This window comes from Jatrophihabitans sp., from assembly GCF_051960575.1.
Classification (GTDB): Bacteria; Actinomycetota; Actinomycetes; order Mycobacteriales; family Jatrophihabitantaceae; genus JBQCEE01.
The window spans coordinates 1-15,931 of the sequence record NZ_JBQCEE010000217.1 but is presented as its reverse complement, the minus strand read 5'-3'; the positions used below and the strand labels follow the sequence as shown (position 1 = coordinate 15,931).

The 15,931-nt window shown below is 72.6% G+C and carries 15 protein-coding genes; 6 read left to right on the top strand and 9 right to left on the bottom strand.

Annotated elements, in window-relative coordinates:
* Positions 1 to 712: ABC transporter substrate-binding protein (locus ACTHMS_RS12140; protein ID WP_440306925.1), on the bottom strand; the 712-nt coding region annotated here is incomplete at its 3' end.
* Positions 713 to 1,018: 306 nt separating this feature from the next.
* Between ACTHMS_RS12140 and ACTHMS_RS12135 the strand changes: the two genes are divergently transcribed.
* Positions 1,019 to 1,807, top strand: a complete 789-nt coding sequence (locus ACTHMS_RS12135; RefSeq protein WP_440306924.1) for a DeoR/GlpR family DNA-binding transcription regulator — start codon at positions 1,019 to 1,021, stop codon at positions 1,805 to 1,807.
* Positions 1,808 to 1,823: 16 nt separating this feature from the next.
* Positions 1,824 to 3,908, top strand: coding sequence for an alpha-galactosidase (locus ACTHMS_RS12130; protein WP_440306923.1), 2,085 nt, complete (start codon positions 1,824 to 1,826; stop codon positions 3,906 to 3,908).
* Here ACTHMS_RS12130 and ACTHMS_RS12125 read toward each other — a convergent pair whose 3' ends face one another.
* A complete protein-coding gene (locus ACTHMS_RS12125; protein WP_440306922.1) occupies positions 3,909 to 4,871 on the bottom strand; it encodes a maleylpyruvate isomerase family mycothiol-dependent enzyme in 963 nt (320 codons plus the stop codon).
* On the bottom strand, positions 4,868 to 5,443 hold the full coding sequence (locus tag ACTHMS_RS12120; protein ID WP_440306921.1) for an RNA polymerase sigma factor: 576 nt from the start codon (positions 5,441 to 5,443) through the stop codon (positions 4,868 to 4,870). The genes ACTHMS_RS12125 and ACTHMS_RS12120 overlap by 4 nt, the downstream gene beginning before the upstream one ends.
* Positions 5,444 to 5,599: 156 nt before the next feature.
* Between ACTHMS_RS12120 and ACTHMS_RS12115 the strand changes: the two genes are divergently transcribed.
* Positions 5,600 to 6,424, top strand: a complete 825-nt coding sequence (locus tag ACTHMS_RS12115; RefSeq protein WP_440306920.1) for a hypothetical protein — start codon at positions 5,600 to 5,602, stop codon at positions 6,422 to 6,424.
* A gap of 22 nt (positions 6,425 to 6,446) precedes the next feature.
* Here ACTHMS_RS12115 and ACTHMS_RS12110 read toward each other — a convergent pair whose 3' ends face one another.
* The 4 genes from ACTHMS_RS12110 to ACTHMS_RS12095 all read right to left on the bottom strand — a co-directional run bounded on the left by ACTHMS_RS12110 (position 6,447) and on the right by ACTHMS_RS12095 (position 10,452).
* Positions 6,447 to 7,037 carry a TetR/AcrR family transcriptional regulator gene (locus ACTHMS_RS12110; protein WP_440306919.1) on the bottom strand — a complete coding sequence of 197 codons (591 nt, stop codon included), beginning with the start codon at positions 7,035 to 7,037 and terminating at the stop codon, positions 6,447 to 6,449.
* Positions 7,038 to 7,083: 46 nt separating this feature from the next.
* Complete coding sequence (locus tag ACTHMS_RS12105) at positions 7,084 to 8,355, bottom strand: MFS transporter (RefSeq protein ID WP_440306918.1); 1,272 nt, start codon at positions 8,353 to 8,355, stop codon at positions 7,084 to 7,086.
* 90 nt (positions 8,356 to 8,445) lie between these two features.
* Positions 8,446 to 9,600, bottom strand: coding sequence for a CaiB/BaiF CoA transferase family protein (locus ACTHMS_RS12100; RefSeq protein WP_440306917.1), 1,155 nt, complete (start codon positions 9,598 to 9,600; stop codon positions 8,446 to 8,448).
* A gap of 129 nt (positions 9,601 to 9,729) precedes the next feature.
* Positions 9,730 to 10,452, bottom strand: a complete 723-nt coding sequence (locus ACTHMS_RS12095; RefSeq protein ID WP_440306916.1) for an SDR family NAD(P)-dependent oxidoreductase — start codon at positions 10,450 to 10,452, stop codon at positions 9,730 to 9,732.
* Between the two features lie 69 nt (positions 10,453 to 10,521).
* On the opposite strand from ACTHMS_RS12095, the gene ACTHMS_RS12090 reads away from it, so the two are divergent.
* A complete protein-coding gene (locus tag ACTHMS_RS12090; RefSeq protein ID WP_440306915.1) occupies positions 10,522 to 11,328 on the top strand; it encodes a helix-turn-helix transcriptional regulator in 807 nt (268 codons plus the stop codon).
* A 26-nt stretch (positions 11,329 to 11,354) separates the two neighbouring features.
* Here the strand turns inward: ACTHMS_RS12090 and ACTHMS_RS12085 are convergent, their stop codons facing one another.
* On the bottom strand, positions 11,355 to 12,308 hold the full coding sequence (locus ACTHMS_RS12085; protein WP_440306914.1) for an aldo/keto reductase: 954 nt from the start codon (positions 12,306 to 12,308) through the stop codon (positions 11,355 to 11,357).
* Between the two features lie 142 nt (positions 12,309 to 12,450).
* Between ACTHMS_RS12085 and ACTHMS_RS12080 the strand changes: the two genes are divergently transcribed.
* The gene (locus ACTHMS_RS12080) at positions 12,451 to 13,353 is read left to right on the top strand and encodes a helix-turn-helix transcriptional regulator (RefSeq protein ID WP_440306926.1); all 903 of its coding nucleotides are present in this window, start codon (positions 12,451 to 12,453) and stop codon (positions 13,351 to 13,353) included.
* Positions 13,354 to 13,560: 207 nt separating this feature from the next.
* Positions 13,561 to 14,862, top strand: a complete 1,302-nt coding sequence (locus tag ACTHMS_RS12075; protein ID WP_440306913.1) for a DUF222 domain-containing protein — start codon at positions 13,561 to 13,563, stop codon at positions 14,860 to 14,862.
* 112 nt (positions 14,863 to 14,974) lie between these two features.
* Here ACTHMS_RS12075 and ACTHMS_RS12070 read toward each other — a convergent pair.
* Positions 14,975 to 15,931: MFS transporter (locus tag ACTHMS_RS12070; RefSeq protein WP_440306912.1), on the bottom strand; the 957-nt coding region annotated here is incomplete at its 5' end.

Genomic DNA, 15,931 nt, shown 5'->3' with positions numbered 1-15,931 from the left:
TGTCGGCGATGCTGACCTTGACCTTGCCGCCCTGGTCGGAGAACAGCTGCGCGCCGTTCTGCCACAGCAGGCCGGTGTACCAGTTCGGGTCGCTCTGCGAGAAGAAGGTGATGTACTGGCTGGGGTTCGCCTGGTGGATCTTGGCGGCGTCCGCCGCGTACTCGTCCCAGGTCTTCGGCGCCGTCAGGCCGAGCTTGTCGAAGACGTCCTTGCGGTAGAACAGCGCGAGCGGGCCGGTGTCCTGCGGGACCGCGAAGACCCCGTCGTTGCCGTTGAAGTCGACCTGCGACCACGTCCAGTCGACGAACTTCGACTGCGCGTCCGAGACGCCAGGGCACTTGGCGATGTTCTTGAGGCCGCCCTGCAGGCGGAAGTTCGGCAGCGTGTCGTACTCGACCTGGCCGAGGTCGGGGGCGGTGCCGGCCTTCAGGCCGTTGCTGAAGTTCTGGTAGGTGCCCGCATTGCCGGCCGGCACGTTCTTCACCGTCACCTGGATGTCCGGGTTGGCCTTGTTCCAGAGGTCGACGACCTTGTCCATGCCCGGCACCCACGTCGCGAAGGTGAGGTTCACCTTGCCGGAGGACGCCTTGCAGTCGCCACCACCGGACGATCCGGACCCGCCGCTGCTGCCGCCGGACGAGCTGCAGGCCGCCAGCAGCAGGCCGGCCGTCGTCGCTGCGGCCAGCACGGCCACGCGGCGGCCGCGCCGCAAGCGGCCCCCTCGAACAGATCCACCGCTCACCGTTCGTCACGCTCCTCTGAGTCCTGCGGGGCGGGACTGCCACCGCGGTGCGGGCTCGGTCACACGCCCGCGTGGCCGGAACGATGCAACTGTTTCGGACAGAAGTCAACAGGTAACGACACAGTTGCACGGCTTGAACGCCTCAGGAGCACAGAAACGCACAACAAGTGTCGACATCCCGGGGCTCGGTGTTGACTTCTCGCGCCGACCCGACAACAGTCCACATCCGAATGGCGCCAGAACAGTCGGCGGTCCCCGGTTCGGAAGGGAGATCGAATGCTCGCGCGTCAACGACAGGACCTCATCCTCGAGCAGATCCGTCGCTCGGGCAGCGTGCGCGTCAGCGAGATGACCGCGCTGCTCGGCGTCTCGGACATGACCATCCGCCGCGACCTCGAACGCCTGCACGCCGACGGTGCCCTCAAGAAGGTGCGCGGCGGTGCGGTGATGGAGCACTCGGGCCGGGTCGCCGAGGAGCCGAGCTTCGCGCTCAAGAGCACCATCGCGCAGGACGCGAAGCAGGCCATCGCCGCCCACGCCGCCTCGCTCGTCGAGCCCGGCACGGCCATCGCGGTGTCGGCCGGGACGACCACGTGGGCGATGGCGCCGCACCTGGCACGCGTGCCCTCGCTGACCGTCGTCACGAACTCGATCACCGTGGCCGAGACGATCGCCGCGGTCGGCGACCCGACCCAGCAGACCGTCATCCTCACCGGCGGCGTGCGCACGCCGAGCGCGGCGCTCGTCGGGCCGGTCGCCGACCTGACGATCCGCTCGCTGCACGTCGACCAGCTGTTCATCGGCACCTACGGGCTCGACCCGGCGTCCGGCTTCACCAGCCCGAACCTCGCCGAGGCCGAGACCAACCGGGCGCTGATGGCCCAGGCCGGCAAGGTCATCGTGCTGGCCGACGCCTCGAAGTGGCGCACCGTCGGGCTCGCCTCATGGGGCAACATCGAGGACGCCGACCTGCTGGTCAGCGACGACGACCTCGGCGAGGACGCCCTGGTGCAGCTCGAGAACGCCGGGCCCAAGGTCGTGCTCGTGTCACCGGAGCGCTCGTGATCGTGCACGCCACGGCATGAGGCTGTTCCCCGCGGGGGCCGAGGGCACCGGGCTGTTGCTCGACGACGCCGACCCCGACCGGTTGCCGCTCGTCCGCGGGCTCGGACGGATCGATGCCCTCGACGGTGTCGGGTCGTCACCGCGTCCAGGTGCACCACTGCTGATCGAGCACTCGCGCGGCCTCTTCACCCGGCCCGGCCTGCGCGGCCATCGCGACGGACGCGACTGGTCGACGCGGTTCCGACCCACCGGCACCGAGGTCGACGGGACGACCCTCGTCATGACCGCGGTCGACGAGGTGGCGGCGCTGTCGCTGCGCACCGAGGTCGAGTCACTGCCCGGCGGCGCGCTGCGGGCGAGGCACCGGCTCACCAACGACGGCGCGGACGCCTACCGGCTCGAGGCGCTCGAGCTCACCGTGCCGCTCGACGACCGCTGCACCGAGGTGCTCGACTTCACCGGGCGGCACGAGGGCGAGCGGTCACCGCAGCGCCACGAGCTCGTCGACGGCCTCTGGCTGCGCGAAACCCGCACCGGACGCCCCGGGCTGGCCGCCCCCACGCTCGCCGTGGCGGGCGTGCCGGGCTTCGGCTTCGCCCACGGCGAGCTGGTCGCGGTGCACGTCGCCTGCAGCGGCAACGCGGTGCTGCGCGTCGAGCGCGACGCCGCGACACCGGCCACGATCGGCGGCGGTGAGCTGCTGCTGCCCGGCGAGGTCGCGCTGCCGCCAGGGGCGTCGTACACGATGCCGTGGGTGTACGTCGTGGCCGCCGACGGCCTCGACGCGGCTGCGGCCGCCCTGCACACCTGGCAGCGCACGCTGCCCGCGCACCCCGACCGGCAACCGGTGACCCTCAACGTCTGGGAAGCCGTCTACTTCGACCACGACCTGGCGCGCCTGCAGGAGCTCGCCGCGCGCGCCGCCCGCGTCGGGGTCGAACGCTTCGTGCTCGATGACGGCTGGTTCCACGGCCGGCGTGACGACCGCGCCGGGCTCGGCGACTGGTGGGTCGACGCCGGCGTGTGGCCCGACGGCCTGGCGCCGCTCATCGACACGGTGCACGCCGCCGGCATGCAGTTCGGGCTGTGGTTCGAGCCCGAGATGGTGAACCCCGACTCGGAGCTGTTCCGCGCGCACCCGGACTGGGTGCTGCAGACCGGCGACCGCCTACCGGTGCTCGAACGCAACCAGCTCGTGCTCGACCTGACCGTCCCCGAGGCGTGGCAGTACGTCAGTGACCGGGTCGACGCCGTGCTGCGCGACCACGACATCGATGCCGTGAAGTGGGACCACAACCGCGATCTCGTCGACGCGGGCAGCACGCGCCGGCACGGCGCGGCCGCGGTGCACGACCAGACCCGCGCGTTCCACGCCCTGCTCGCCGACCTGCGGGCCCGGCACCCGCAGGTCGCCTGGGAGTCGTGCGCGGCCGGCGGCGGGCGCATCGACCTCGCCGTGGTCGAGCAGGTGCAGCGCGTGTGGACCTCCGATCTCACCGACGCGCGGGCGCGCCAGCGCATCCAGCGGTGGACGACCCAGCTGCTCGCCCCTGAGTACCTCGGTGCGCACGTGTCGGCGCCGCGGTCGCACCAGACCGGCCGCACCTTCGACCTCGACCTCCGCGCCGCCACCGCGTTCTTCGGCGCCTTCGGCATCGAGTGGGACCTCACGGCGGCGGACGAGGACGATCTCAGGGCGCTCGCCGCGTGGGTCACGCTCTTCAAGCAGTACCGCCCACTGCTGCACTCGGGACGCGTCGTGCGGCTCGACGTCGCCGAGCCGGCCGTGCAGGCGCACGGCGTCGTCGCGCGCGACGGCAGCACCGCGTTGCTCGCGCACGTCCAACTGGACGAGGCGACCTCGAACCGGGGCGTCACGCTGCGCGTGCCCGGCCTGCTACCGACCGCCCGCTACACGGGCCGCTGGCTCGGGCCGGTCGACCTGCGGCCGGCGTCGCACTCCCCCGGCCTGGACGGACGCGGCCCGCTCGGTGGAGCGTCGATGACCGGCGCGGCGCTCGAGCGCATCGGGCTCTGGCTGCCGCGCCGCCGGCCGCAGAAGGCGCAGCTCATGCTGCTCGAGGTCGCCTCCGAGCGCTGATCAGTCGAGCGCGAACGAACCCAGCACCCGCAGGAAGCGCTCGGCGAGCTCGGGGTCGCCGTCGACGTGCACCGTCAGTCGGTCGGGGGCGAGCCGGCGGGCGGCCGCGCGGCAGATGTCCACGACGTCGCCGACGATCGTCGCGCCGGTGCCGTCGGGGGCCCGGCCCGCCACGTCGTGCACGCCTCCGCCGTCGCCGGTGAGCACGAACCGCACCGGCGCCTGCGCGGTCGCGTCGTCGAGTGTGGCCAGCGCCTGCATGAGGCCGCCCGAGAGCAACGCCATGCGGTTGGGGTCGAGCCTCGGCAGGTCGCGTCCGGTCGCGGTGGTGATGTCGATCATGTGCGCCCACAGCTCGAAGGTGCGCGACACCAGCATCGCGGCCGGACGCAGCCGGCGGCCGTAGTACGGCACGGCGAGCTCCGGGTCGGCGGCGCCGGCGGCCGCGGCGAAGTCGTCGGCCGCCCGCCGCCAGGCCGTCGCCACCGCGTCGACCGACGCGTCGTCCAGGTCGGCCACGGCGGCCGCGGTGAGCGCCGGGTGATCGGACGGCGCGACGTCGTCGCCGGACGCGAGCAGCCAGTGGGTCGCCACCCGCTCGGCCCCGACGAGGTGCACGACGACGTCGCGGACGGCGTGGTCCGTCCCGTGCACGGAGGCCGTCCAGTCGGCGGCGGTCAGCGAGTCGAGCAGCGCCTCCAGTTCGGCGACGGTGCGGGCGAAGGCCTCCGCCGGCGTGCACGGCCCGACACCGCCGGGCGGACGGCCGGGCGGCCTGGCTCGCACGGCGTCGCGCAGCACCGCGGCTGCCAGGCCGGGCGGCGGCGGTTCAGCGGCGATCTCCGCGAGACCTGCGGCGGTGCGCAGCAGCCCGGGCTCGATCACCCCGACCTCCAGGCGTTCGTCGTCGTCGACCGCGTGCAGCGCCGCGAGCGCGGCGAGGGTCTCGTCCGGTCCGGTCATCCGGTCACCAGGCGCAGGTCGTCCCCGAGCGTGCCGCGCAAGCGGCCCAGCGCCAGCCGCAGCCGCGACTTCGCGGTGCCCTCCGGGATGCCGAGCGCCGCGGCGACCTGCCGGTAGGTGAGCCCCTCGAAGTAGGCGAGTTGCACGGCCCGGCGCTGCTCGGACGGCAGGGCGGCGAGCCCCGCGGCGAGACGGCTCGAGCGCCAGCGCTCGGCGGCGGCGTCGACGACGCTCACGTCCGGTCCGTCCTCGGCGTCGACCTCCGGGGCGACGGCCTCGAGCCGCTGGCGGCGTTCGCTGCGCCGCACCTCGTCGACCGAGCGGCCGTGGGTGACCATGGCGAGGAAGGTGCGCAGCGAGCCGCGGGCGAGGTCGACCTTGTCGGGGCGCTGCCAGAGGCCGGCGAAGACCTCCTGGGTGATGTCGTGCGCGAGGTGCTCGTCGCGGGTGACGCGACGGGCGAGGCCGTAGACGAGATCGCCGTGCTCGGCGAAGACGATCGCCAGCGCCGTCTCGTCGCCGGCGAGCAGCCGCGCGACGAGCACGTCGTCGCTGCGTGCGCCGACCACCATCGCCCGACCGTACGCGGACCGATGTCCCTGATCGTCACATCCGTCATTCGCGTGTCCATCGGCGACGGATCACAGGACTTCCGGCCTGTGCGCGTCCGAGTGATCCGCACCGGCGACGACGCACGAACAGGGGTCAACGGCCGGCGGGAGGTGGCGATGGCGGGGTCGGGGACGCAGGTGACCTACGAGCACGTCGTCGTCGTCGGCGCTGGCGTCGCGGGCTGGTGCGCGGCCGCCGCGGTGGCGCCGCACTGCCGCCGACTCACCGTCGTCGACCGGTCCGGCGGCACGTCGCACGCGGCCGACACGGTCGACCTGCCGGCGCGCGTCCAGCGTGCGCTGCTCGCGTTGCACGACGGGCTGGCGCCGTTGCGCACGAGGCCGCGTCCGACCGCGGCGCGGCGCGGCACCGTCGGCGCACTCTGCGCCGAGGTGTCCGTGCTGCCGCACGTCGAGTTGCGCCTCGCCGCCGACGCGCTGTGGCTCACCGGCGATCCGGCCGTCAGGTCCGTCGAGGTGATGACGGCGAGCGGCATGGAGCGGCTGCGGGCCGACCTCGTCGTCGATGCCGGCGGCCGCGCGTCGCGACTGCCGACCTGGCTCGCGCAGCTCGGCCACGCCCAGCCGCCGGTCGAGACCCGCCCCTGCCGGCACGGCAGCGCGGCACCGGGCGACGACGGCGAACACCCGACGGCGCACCGCCGGCTGCGCTACGACCGGCTGTGCAGCGTGCCCGCGAACGTGGTGGCGGTCGGCGACGCGATCGTGACCCTGCCGGGCCACCACGCCGTGGGCATCGCCGTCGCCGGGCTGCACGCGACCGCGCTGCACCGTCACCTCGCACGCGGCCCGCTCGACCCCTCGTGCTGGTTCGCCACCGCCCATCGCATCGGCGACGCCGCCTGGCGGCGCTCGGACACCTCGTCCCCGTTCCGGTTGCCCGTCCTGCGCGGGCTCGGCCGGGGCGCCGCCGCCACCTGACCCTGCTGCCCCCGAGTGTGGGTCAGCGGCGGGCGCTGCGCTTGCGCTTCGGCGCGGCGTCGAGCAGTGCGGCGGCGGTGTCGCGGGCGACGGCGGCGGCCTGCGGGTCGCGGTCCATGCGCGCCGACGTCATCGCGCCGTCGTAGAGCAGGTGCAGGGTGCGCCCCAGGCTGTCGGGGTCGGCGACGCCGGCCTCGCCGGCGAGGCGGACGAACAGCTCGCGCAGCCAGGTGCGGAACCGGTCGGACGCCTGCTCCTCGACGCCACCCGCCGGCGCCTCGGCCGTCGCGGCCACGAACGCGCAGCCGCGGTACTCGGGGTCGGCGAAGAGCCGCTGCTGCGCCTCGAAGACTGCGAGGATCTTGCCGCGCGGGTCGTCGTGGGCCGCCATCGCGCGCTCGATGCGCCCGGTACTGCGTGCCTGGCGTCCCTCGAGGTAGGCGGCGACCAGCGCCTCCTTGCTGCCGAAACAGTTGTAGAGGGACGCCTTCGCGACACCAGCATGCTCGATGATGCGGTCGATGCCGACGGTGTGCACGCCCTCGCGGTAGAAGAGCTCGTCGGCGGCGGCGAGCAGTCGCTCGCGTGCCGATGCCTTCACTGCGGTGGTCATGGCCGCTCCCTCTCGTCCGAGGTCGAATCTACGCGGGGGGCGGGGCTCAGGCCCGTACCGACGCCGCGCGCGGGCACGGTGCGGGCGCCGGACGGTTGAGCAGCAGGCCGACGAGCGCGCCGAGCGCGAGCACGATCACGGCGAGCCCGTACTCGCGCGTCGTGGTGAGCAGGCCACCGGCGTCGACGACGAGCACGCCGCCGATCACCGCCGGCACGCCGAGGCCGAGGTACGACACGACGTAGAGCAGCGCGAGCACGCCCGCGCGCTCGTGCGCCTCGACCTGCGGCACGACCAGCCGGATGCCACCCTGGAAGCCGCTGCCGAAGCCGATACCCGCGACGACGGTGCCGGCGAGGTAGCCCGCCACCGAAGCGGCGTCGACGGCCACCAGCGTCGCGGCGACGCCGGCGATCAGCGCGAGCACGCCGACGTACATCACCGTGCGGGTCGGGATGTTGCGCAGCACGAACACCGACACCGCGGCCGAGCCGGCGAGCAGGCCGAGCGGCAGCCCGCCGTACACCGCCGAGTGCGAGTGCACGAGCCCGCCGAGCAGCGCCGGGCCGAGGGCCGCGTAGAAGCCGGCCAGCGACCAGACCGCGAACAGCACCGGGGTCGCGATCACCGCGGCGCGCCGCACCGTGCGCGGCAAACGCACCTCGGGCGACAGACTGGCCAGCGCTCCGGGCTCGGTCGCGACGCTCTCGCGCAGGAACAGCAGCGCCACCGCCTGCAGCACGAAAACGGCGATGAGCAGCAGGTAGACGAGGTGGGTCGGCGCGGGCAGGTACTGCACGACCAGCGCCGAGAGGATGGCCCCGCCGCCGGTGCCGATGCCCGGCGCCACCGAGTTCGAGATCGTGCCGCGGGCGCGGTCGACGTCGAGCAGCGCGGCACCGATCGCCGCCGATGCCGCGCCGGTCGCGATGCCCTGCAGCACGCGGGCCGTCAGCAGCGTCGCGACGTCGCCCGCTACGGCGAACACGGCCATCGCGACCACCTGCAGGGCCAGGGCGGCGAAGAGCACGGGGCGGCGTCCGACGTGGTCCGAGATGCGGCCGAGCACCAGCAGGGAAAGCAGCACCGCGACGGCGTAGCTGCCGAAGACGACGGTCGTCGTGATGGGCGAGAAGCCCCACTCGCGCTGGTACACGGCGTAGAGCGGCGTCGGCGCGCTCGAACTGGCAAGCAGCGACACGATGAGGGACGCGAGCAGCACGAGCGAGCCGGTCGGCCCGAGCGTGCGGCGGGCGGTGTGCGACGCGCGGTCGCGGCCGACGGCGGTGCGCGCCGGCGCGGTGGTCACGGTGGTCATGGCTGGACCTCTTCCGTCAATGCTGAGCAGACCTGTCTGTCTACCTCGGCCAGGTAACCAGACAGGTCTGTTCACGTCAAGTCGGTTCGATCAGCGCGGCGGAATCGGTGCGTCACGTTCCAGCAGGTCGCGCAACCACGCGGTGTGCTCGCCGAGCGTCGGCGGCGGGGTCGCTACTAGGGGCGCGGTGCCCGCGAATCGCACCGGGTTCCGCACTTGTGCCGGGTGCCTCTCCCCGATGTCGAGGGTCGGCTCGAGCCCGAGCCGCTCGGCCAGGGCGAGCGCCGAGCCGATGTCGCCGACCAGTCCGGCGGCGACGCCCGCTCCCCCGAGCCGCTGCTCCCAGTCGGCGGCGGACGCCGTCGCCAACGCCGCCTCGAGTGCGCCGACCAGCTCGTCGCGGTGGCCGACGCGGGCCGCATTCGTCGCGTAGCACGGGTCGTCGGCGAGCTCGGGCACGCCGAGCACCGCCACGAGCCGCGCGAACTGGCCGTCGTTGCCGCACGCCACGGCGAGCTCGCCGTCGGCGCAACGCAGGGTCTCGTACGGCGCGATGGACGGATGGCGGTTCCCCATGCGTCCGGGCGCGACCCCCGTCGTGAGGTACGACGCCGCCTGATTGACCAGCCCGCCGAGCAGGCTCGAGAGCAGGTCGACCTGCACGTGCTCGCCGACGCCGGTGACGGCCCGGCGCTGCAGCGCGGCCAGGATGCCGATCACCGCGTCCTTGCCGGTGAGCACGTCGACGAGCGCGACGCCCACCTTCGTCGGCGGACCGTCGGCGGCGCCCGTGATGCTCATCAGCCCGCCGACGGCCTGGACGAGGAAGTCGTAGCCCGGCCGGTCGGCGCCGGCGCCCTGACCGAAACCCGAGATCGAGCAGTAGACGACACCGGGGTTCGCCGCCCGCACGGTGTCCGCGTCGAGCCCATACCGGGCGAGTGAGCCGGGGCGGTGGTTCTCGACCAGCACGTCGGCGCGTGCGGCCAGGCGCTGCGCCAGCGCGCGGTCCGCGTCGTCCGCGAGGTCGAGCGCCATGCCGTACTTGCTGCGGTTCACGCACTCGAAGTACGCCGACGCGTGCTCGGTGAACGGCAGGCCCCACGCCCGCGTCTCGTCGCCGACGTCGGGACGCTCGACCTTGACGACGGTCGCGCCGAGGTCGGCGAGATGCATCGTGGCGAGCGGACCGGCCAACACACGGCTGAAGTCGGCGACGAGCAGTCCGGCGAGGGGTGGCGTCATGCGCCCATCATCGGCTGCATCACGAGTTCAGTTCGGCCCGCGTCGGGAATACGCGCGCCGACGAGCGGCGACTGCACGCGGGCCGCCGGTCCCTTCGTCCCGCTCCGTCGTACGGCGACGTGATCGCCACTACCAGGGGACGACTGCCCCGTCCCAACCGATCAGCAGTCCCGACGGTGCGTCATCGGGAAGCGTGGCGAGTCGGACGACGGCTGCCGCGGCCTCGGCCGGGTCGCCACCGGCCGCTGCGGCGCGTGCGTTGAGGTTGGTGGCGCGCAGTCCGGGCGCCAGGGCGTTCACCTTGATGCCGGTGCTGTCGAGGGCATGGGCGTAGAAGATGGTCAGTGCGTCGAGTGCGGCCTTCGACGATCGGTACGCGGCGCCGCGACCGGTGCTGGCCGCGCGGAAATCGAACTGTGGGTTCTCGCTGGTGCTCCAGGTGAGCGAGCCGGTGCCGCTGGAGATGTTGACGATGCGGGCGTGGCTCGATCGGCGCAGCGCGGGTAGGAACGCGTTGGTGACGGCCACGACGCCGAACACGTTCGTCTCGTAGGTGCGTCGGAAGACGTCGACATCGGCGTCGGTGACGGCGTCGTCGATGTCCGGCGAGATGCCGGCGTTGTTGATCAACACGTCCAGGTCCGGCACGGTGGCCGCTGCTGCGGCGATGCTCGCGCTGTCGGTGACGTCGAGGGCCAGCGGTCGGCCGCCGACCTCGGCCGCCGCGCGGCGTCCTCGGGCGGCGTCACGTGCTCCGAGCAGCACTGTCCAGCCCAGGTCGACGAGTTGCCGCGCCGTCTCCTTGCCGATGCCGCTGGTGGCCCCTGTGATCAGTGCGGTGGGAGGATTCATGACATCCACGCTGCGCCGGCGTCGGCGCCCGAACCAGGCCCAGCCGGTACCACCCGCACGGAGGACGCGATGTCCAAGACAGACCTGGCGGCGTTCCTGCGCGACCGTCGCCGCCGGATGCAGCCGGCAGACAGCGACGGATGCAGCAGGCGAACTCCGGGGCTTCGCCGCGAGGAGGTCGCCGGCCGGGCGCACATGTCGGTCGAGTACTACACCCGCCTCGAGCAGGGCCGCGGCGCGCAGCCGTCACCTCGCATCCTCCAGTCGCTCAGCGTCGCGCTGGGCCTCGACCGGGCCGACCGCGCACGGCTGTTCGCGCTCGGCGCCGCGTCACCGATGCCTCCGCCGACCATTCCGCGGACGGTGCGTCCTCACATCCGCGAGATGCTGCGTCGCATGCCGACCACGGCTGCCATCGTGACGGCAGCGGACTATGACGTGATCGCATGCAACCCGCTGGCCGATGCGCTGCTCGGCCACCTGGCCGTCGAGCCGAACCTCGCCCGCCGCTACTTCCTCACCGGCCGGCACTGGAGCGAGCACGCCGACGGATTCGCCGAAGTCGCCGTCGGCAGGCTGCGAGCGGCCGCAACCCGCTACCCCGCCGACGACGACCTCGGACGCCTCCTGCACCAGCTGCACGAGTGCAGCGACGCGTTCCGCACCCTGTGGGCTGAGGAGCCGACGCACCTGCCGGGCCACCGCGTCAAGACCGTCGACCACCCGTCCGCCGGTCGGATGCGGCTCTCCTGCGACGTCCTGCTGGTCCCGGAGGACGACCAGCAGGTCGTCCTGATCACCGCCGAACCAGGCAGCCGCGACGAACGAGCGCTGGCATCACTCGCACCAGTGCCTGGACGACGATCGCAGCCGTGAACCACCGAGCAGCAGACTGGTTGCTGCTACCGTTCGCGCTCCCACCAGCCGCGTGTGTCGACGCCCGCGGCGTCCGCCTCCGCCTCCACAACGGCGATCTCTTCGGCCGACAGCGGCAGGGATGCGGCGCGCAGCAGACCGTCGATGTGACGTGGCTTCGTGACGCCGATGATCGGTGTGGTGCCCTTGGCGAGCGCCCAGGCCGTCGCAACGTCCGCGACGGACGCATCTCTACCATCGGCGATCGCCCGCATCCGGTCCAGCAGCGGTTGCAGCCGCGGCAGGATGCCGTTGTACGCGGCCGCACGGCTGCTGCCGTCCGGCATCGGATTGGCCGCGTCGTAACGGCCCGTCAACGCGCCCTGCTCGAGCACCATGTAGGCGAAGAACCGCGTGCCGTGGTCGCGGCAGTACTCGAGCAGGCCGTCGGCCGCCGCGTACCGGTACAGCAGACTGAAGTGATTCTGAACCGCTGCCACCCGGAAGCCTGCCTCGCCGAGGATCTCATCGGCACGGGCGATCTGCTCCAGGTTGTGGTTGGAGACGCCGACATGCCTGACCGTGCCCGCTTCGAGCAGCGGGATCAGCTGCGGCGTCCACCGGTCCACGTCGGCTGGGTTGTGGATCCAGTACAAGTCGACGTACTCCGTCCCCAGCCGGGTGAGGCTCTGCTGGAGCATCTCCGCGACCGGGTCGCCGCTGCCGCCGGCAGCCTGCGGGGTGAACTTCGTCGACAGCTGGTAGTCGCCGCGCCAGTACCCGGCCAGCGTTCGACCGAGGACCGCTTCCGCCCGCCCTGCGCCGTAGACAACGGCGGTGTCGAACAAGGTGAGACCGTTCGACATCGCGCGGTCGACGACCTCGCGCAGCCCGGCCTCGCTCATCTCACTGCCGAAGTACCCGTCGCCGGTCGTTCCGCTGTCGCCCCAAGCCCAGGTGCCCAACGCCACCGTGGGCGCGCTCAGCTCCGCACTGGTCATGTTCTTACCTCCATGTGTCCATGTCCTCGTCGCGAGGTCCGGTTCCATGCGACCGCCTCTGCCGAGCCGTAGGGAGGGCGCGTTCATGGGGGAACAACGACGCACCCCCTGCCGACGGGGCTTCGGCGCTACCGTCGACCGGGTGCAGCAGGAGCCAGGCAATCGCGCGGACATCCGCGCTTTCCTCACCAGCCGGCGCGCCCGGATCAGTCCGGCGCAGGCCGGACTGCCCACCAGCGGCCGGCGCCGGGTCGCCGGGCTGCGACGTGAAGAGGTCGCCGTCCTGGCCGGTGTGAGCACCGAGTGGTACACGCGGCTGGAGCGAGGACACATCGCGGGCGTCTCCGACGAGGTCCTGGACGCGGTCGCGCGCGTCCTGCGACTGAACGACGACGAACGGACCTACCTGTTCGACCTCGCCCGATCGTCCCAACGGCGGCGGCGGACGGCGGCGCGACGCGACCACGACGACATCGCGCTGCAGGTGCAGTGGCTGCTCGACTCGATGACGATGACCGCCGCGTTCGTGCGTAACGGCTGCGCGGACATCGTCGCCAGCAACCATCTGGCCCGGGCAGTGTTCGCGCCGATGTTCACAAGCGACACGGTCGACGCTCGAGGCCGTCCCAACCTCGCCCGCTACATCTTCCTCGACCGCAGCGCACAAACGTTCTTCGTCGACTGGGACGCCGCCGGCGTCGCCACCGCCGCTCTGCTTCGCGCCGAGGTCGGACGCGACCCCGCCGACCCGGCGCTGCGCGAGGTCATCGGCGAACTGTCCGCCGTCAGCGTCGAGTTCCGACGCCGCTGGGCCGAGCATGACGTCCTCACCCGTCACGACGGCACCAAGCGGCTGCTTCACCCTGAAGCCGGCCAACTCGAACTGATATTTCAGCCGCTCGATCTTCCCTCGCACAACCGACCCGTACACCAAATGATCACCTACGCCGCGGAACCCAACACGGCGTCAGAGGACCGACTGAAGGTGCTGGCCAGCTGGACGGCGGCTGGCTCACCAACCGTTGCAAAGAACCGAGGCCACTAGCCCGCGGAACGCTGGCTACTGCCCGCGGTGACCACCGATGACACCAGCGTGCCGCGACCGTGGCACCAGCGTTGCAGGAGACCGTGGCACTTTGGCGACGCAGCGACGATGCCGCTGCCCGGCAAAGCGCGATCGGCCCGCATTCCACGCGGATCGGAGGGCGCGTGCTCGACGTTTTCTGTCGTACCCCTGTTCTAGCTTCTTGGTATGACCGATGCGGCGATCCTCGAGCGGTTCGGGGTGCTGCACAAGGCGATCGACGCGTTCGGTGAGTGCGCCGCCGGTGGTGGGTTCGGGCAGTTGAGCGATGACGAGTTCATCGACCTGGCCCGTGACCTGGAGGCGCTGCGGCGGTCGTTGGGGACGGTCGACGACGCCGTGGTCACCGACGTGGAGCGGCGCGAGTTGCCGCACAAGCAGCTGACCCGCACCACCGCGGGGTTCCTGTCCGCGCTGTGGCGCCTCACCGCCGGCGAGGCCAGGCAGCGGGTGACCGCCGCCCGGCAGTGCGGCACCCGGGTCGCGTTCTCCGGCGAACCACTACCACCGCTGCGCCCACACCTCGCCGCCGCGAGAACCGCCGGGGTGGTGACACCGGCGCAGGTGGCGCTGATCGTGAAGACCCTCGCCGACCTGCCGCCCCGGCTCACCCCGCACCAGCTGGACGAGGCGGAACGGTCGCTGGTGCAGGCCGCGCACGCGCTGCACCTGGCCGACCTGAAGGTCGTGTGCGACAAGCTCAGCTTCTGCTACGACCAGGACGGGCCCGAACCCGACGACCAGGTGCAGCAGGCCCGCCGGTTCTTCGACGCCCGACCGCTGGCCGACGGCATGGTCGCCGGCAGCTACCGCCTCGCCGGCATCGACGGGGCCAAACTGCTCGCCTTCCTCGCCGCCAACGCCAAACCCCGCCCCACCGACGCCACCGGCCCCGACCAGCGCACCCCCGGCCAACGCCGCGCCGACGCGATCGGCGACCTGCTCGCCCTCGCCGCCCGCGCCGGCGAGCACGCCACCGCCACCGGCACCGCCGCCACCGTCCAGGTCGCCATGACCCCCAACCAGTTCGAGAACCAGACCGGGCTGGTCTGGACCACCCACCGGCAGAAACTTTCGGTCGCCCAAGCGTTCCGGCTGGCCGACCAGTGCAACGTCGGCCGGGTCGTCCACAACACCACCGGCGGCATCCTCGACTACGGCCGCGGACGCCGCTGCGCCTCACCAGCCCAAGCCGACGCCCTCGCCGTCCGCGACGGCGGCTGCGCGTTCCCCGGCTGCTCCATCCCACCCGAATGGTGCGAACGCCACCACATCCTCGAATGGATCCGCGGCGGCCAGACCGCCATCGACAACCTCGTCCTGCTCTGCGCCTACCACCACCGCCGCCACCTCGACCGAGGCTGGCGCATCCACATGATCGACGGCATCCCACACTTCATCCCACCCGACCTCGTCGACCCCCTCCGAAGACCCATGCGGAACCAGCCGACGCACATCCCGACGGCCTGACCTCCGCGCACCACCCAGTCACCAGCACGCCGATTCGATGGGACGCCAGACCCACGGCGCAACGGACGTTGTACCGCCCTCCTCTGCCCGTCGCCCGACCCTGCGAGGAGGGTCACCGCACCGTCGCGGCGACCGTCCCGCGCGTGGCGAACACGCTGAAGGTGGCAGCGACGAAGAAGACGGCCATCACGGTGGTCATCCCTGCGACCGTCGTGAGGCCGGCGAGTCCGGTGAGGGCGGTCGCCGCGGCGCCGACGGTGAAGGTCAACCCACCCTGAAGCGCCGACGCCGTGCCGCCGCTGGCACGCCCGATCTCCTGCGCGATCGCGGTGGTCGACGGGATGGTCAGGCCCATGCCGGCGACGGTGATCGCCAGCAGCGTCCAGGTCGGGCCGAGGGCGGCGTGGTCGACCGACTGGGCGTAGACCGCGAGCGCGACGACCGCCGTCGTCGAGAGCGTCAGGCCGGTGGCACGCAGCCGCACCGGCCCTACCCGGCGCACCAGAACCCGGAAGGTCGCACTGCACGCCGCCATCGCGGCGGCATTGGTCGCGAACAGCAGCGAGTACCGGCCGGGAGACAGGTGCAGGTCGGCCTGCAGCACGAACGACGAGCCGCCGATGTAGGTGAAGAAGCCCGCCGTGGCCAGGCACTGCACGCCGACGGTCAGGGCGAACCGACGCACCCGCAGCAGCCGACCCATTCGCCGGGCCATCGCTCCGAGCCCAGGCGGATGCCGGCGCTCGAGCGGCAGTGTCTCGGGCAGTCCGATCGCGGCGGCCGCGACCATCACCAGGCCGAGGCCGCCGAGGAAGACGAACACGCCGCGCCAGTCGCCGAGCAGCAGCAGGCCGCCGCCGATCGCCGGGGCCACGATCGGCGCGAGCAGGGTGATCGACGCGAGCGTGCCGTAGCGGGCCGCGGCGTCGGCGCCGGCCCACCGGTCGCTGACGACCGCCCCGCCGACCGCGACACCGCAGCCGCCGGCGATACCCACGGCCGCCCGCAACACGATCAACACACCCATCGACGGGGCGACGGCGCACGCCATGGACATCGCCGTGAACGT

What these genes read in the sequence shown, in the direction of transcription:
- ACTHMS_RS12120 (WP_440306921.1), bottom strand. Translation starts at nt 5,443, where the DNA reads ATGGTGGTCGGCGCACGCAGCGACGACGTGCTCGTCGCGCGGCTGCTC.
- ACTHMS_RS12100 (WP_440306917.1), bottom strand. Translation starts at nt 9,600, where the DNA reads ATGACGCCACCCCTCGCCGGACTGCTCGTCGCCGACTTCAGCCGTGTG.
- ACTHMS_RS12075 (WP_440306913.1), top strand. Translation starts at nt 13,561, where the DNA reads ATGACCGATGCGGCGATCCTCGAGCGGTTCGGGGTGCTGCACAAGGCG.
- ACTHMS_RS12135 (WP_440306924.1), top strand. Translation starts at nt 1,019, where the DNA reads ATGCTCGCGCGTCAACGACAGGACCTCATCCTCGAGCAGATCCGTCGC.
- ACTHMS_RS12105 (WP_440306918.1), bottom strand. Translation starts at nt 8,355, where the DNA reads ATGACCACCGTGACCACCGCGCCGGCGCGCACCGCCGTCGGCCGCGAC.
- ACTHMS_RS12085 (WP_440306914.1), bottom strand. Translation starts at nt 12,308, where the DNA reads ATGACCAGTGCGGAGCTGAGCGCGCCCACGGTGGCGTTGGGCACCTGG.
- ACTHMS_RS12115 (WP_440306920.1), top strand. Translation starts at nt 5,600, where the DNA reads ATGGCGGGGTCGGGGACGCAGGTGACCTACGAGCACGTCGTCGTCGTC.
- ACTHMS_RS12095 (WP_440306916.1), bottom strand. Translation starts at nt 10,452, where the DNA reads ATGAATCCTCCCACCGCACTGATCACAGGGGCCACCAGCGGCATCGGC.
- ACTHMS_RS12110 (WP_440306919.1), bottom strand. Translation starts at nt 7,037, where the DNA reads ATGACCACCGCAGTGAAGGCATCGGCACGCGAGCGACTGCTCGCCGCC.
- ACTHMS_RS12090 (WP_440306915.1), top strand. Translation starts at nt 10,522, where the DNA reads ATGTCCAAGACAGACCTGGCGGCGTTCCTGCGCGACCGTCGCCGCCGG.
- ACTHMS_RS12130 (WP_440306923.1), top strand. Translation starts at nt 1,824, where the DNA reads ATGAGGCTGTTCCCCGCGGGGGCCGAGGGCACCGGGCTGTTGCTCGAC.
- ACTHMS_RS12125 (WP_440306922.1), bottom strand. Translation starts at nt 4,871, where the DNA reads ATGACCGGACCGGACGAGACCCTCGCCGCGCTCGCGGCGCTGCACGCG.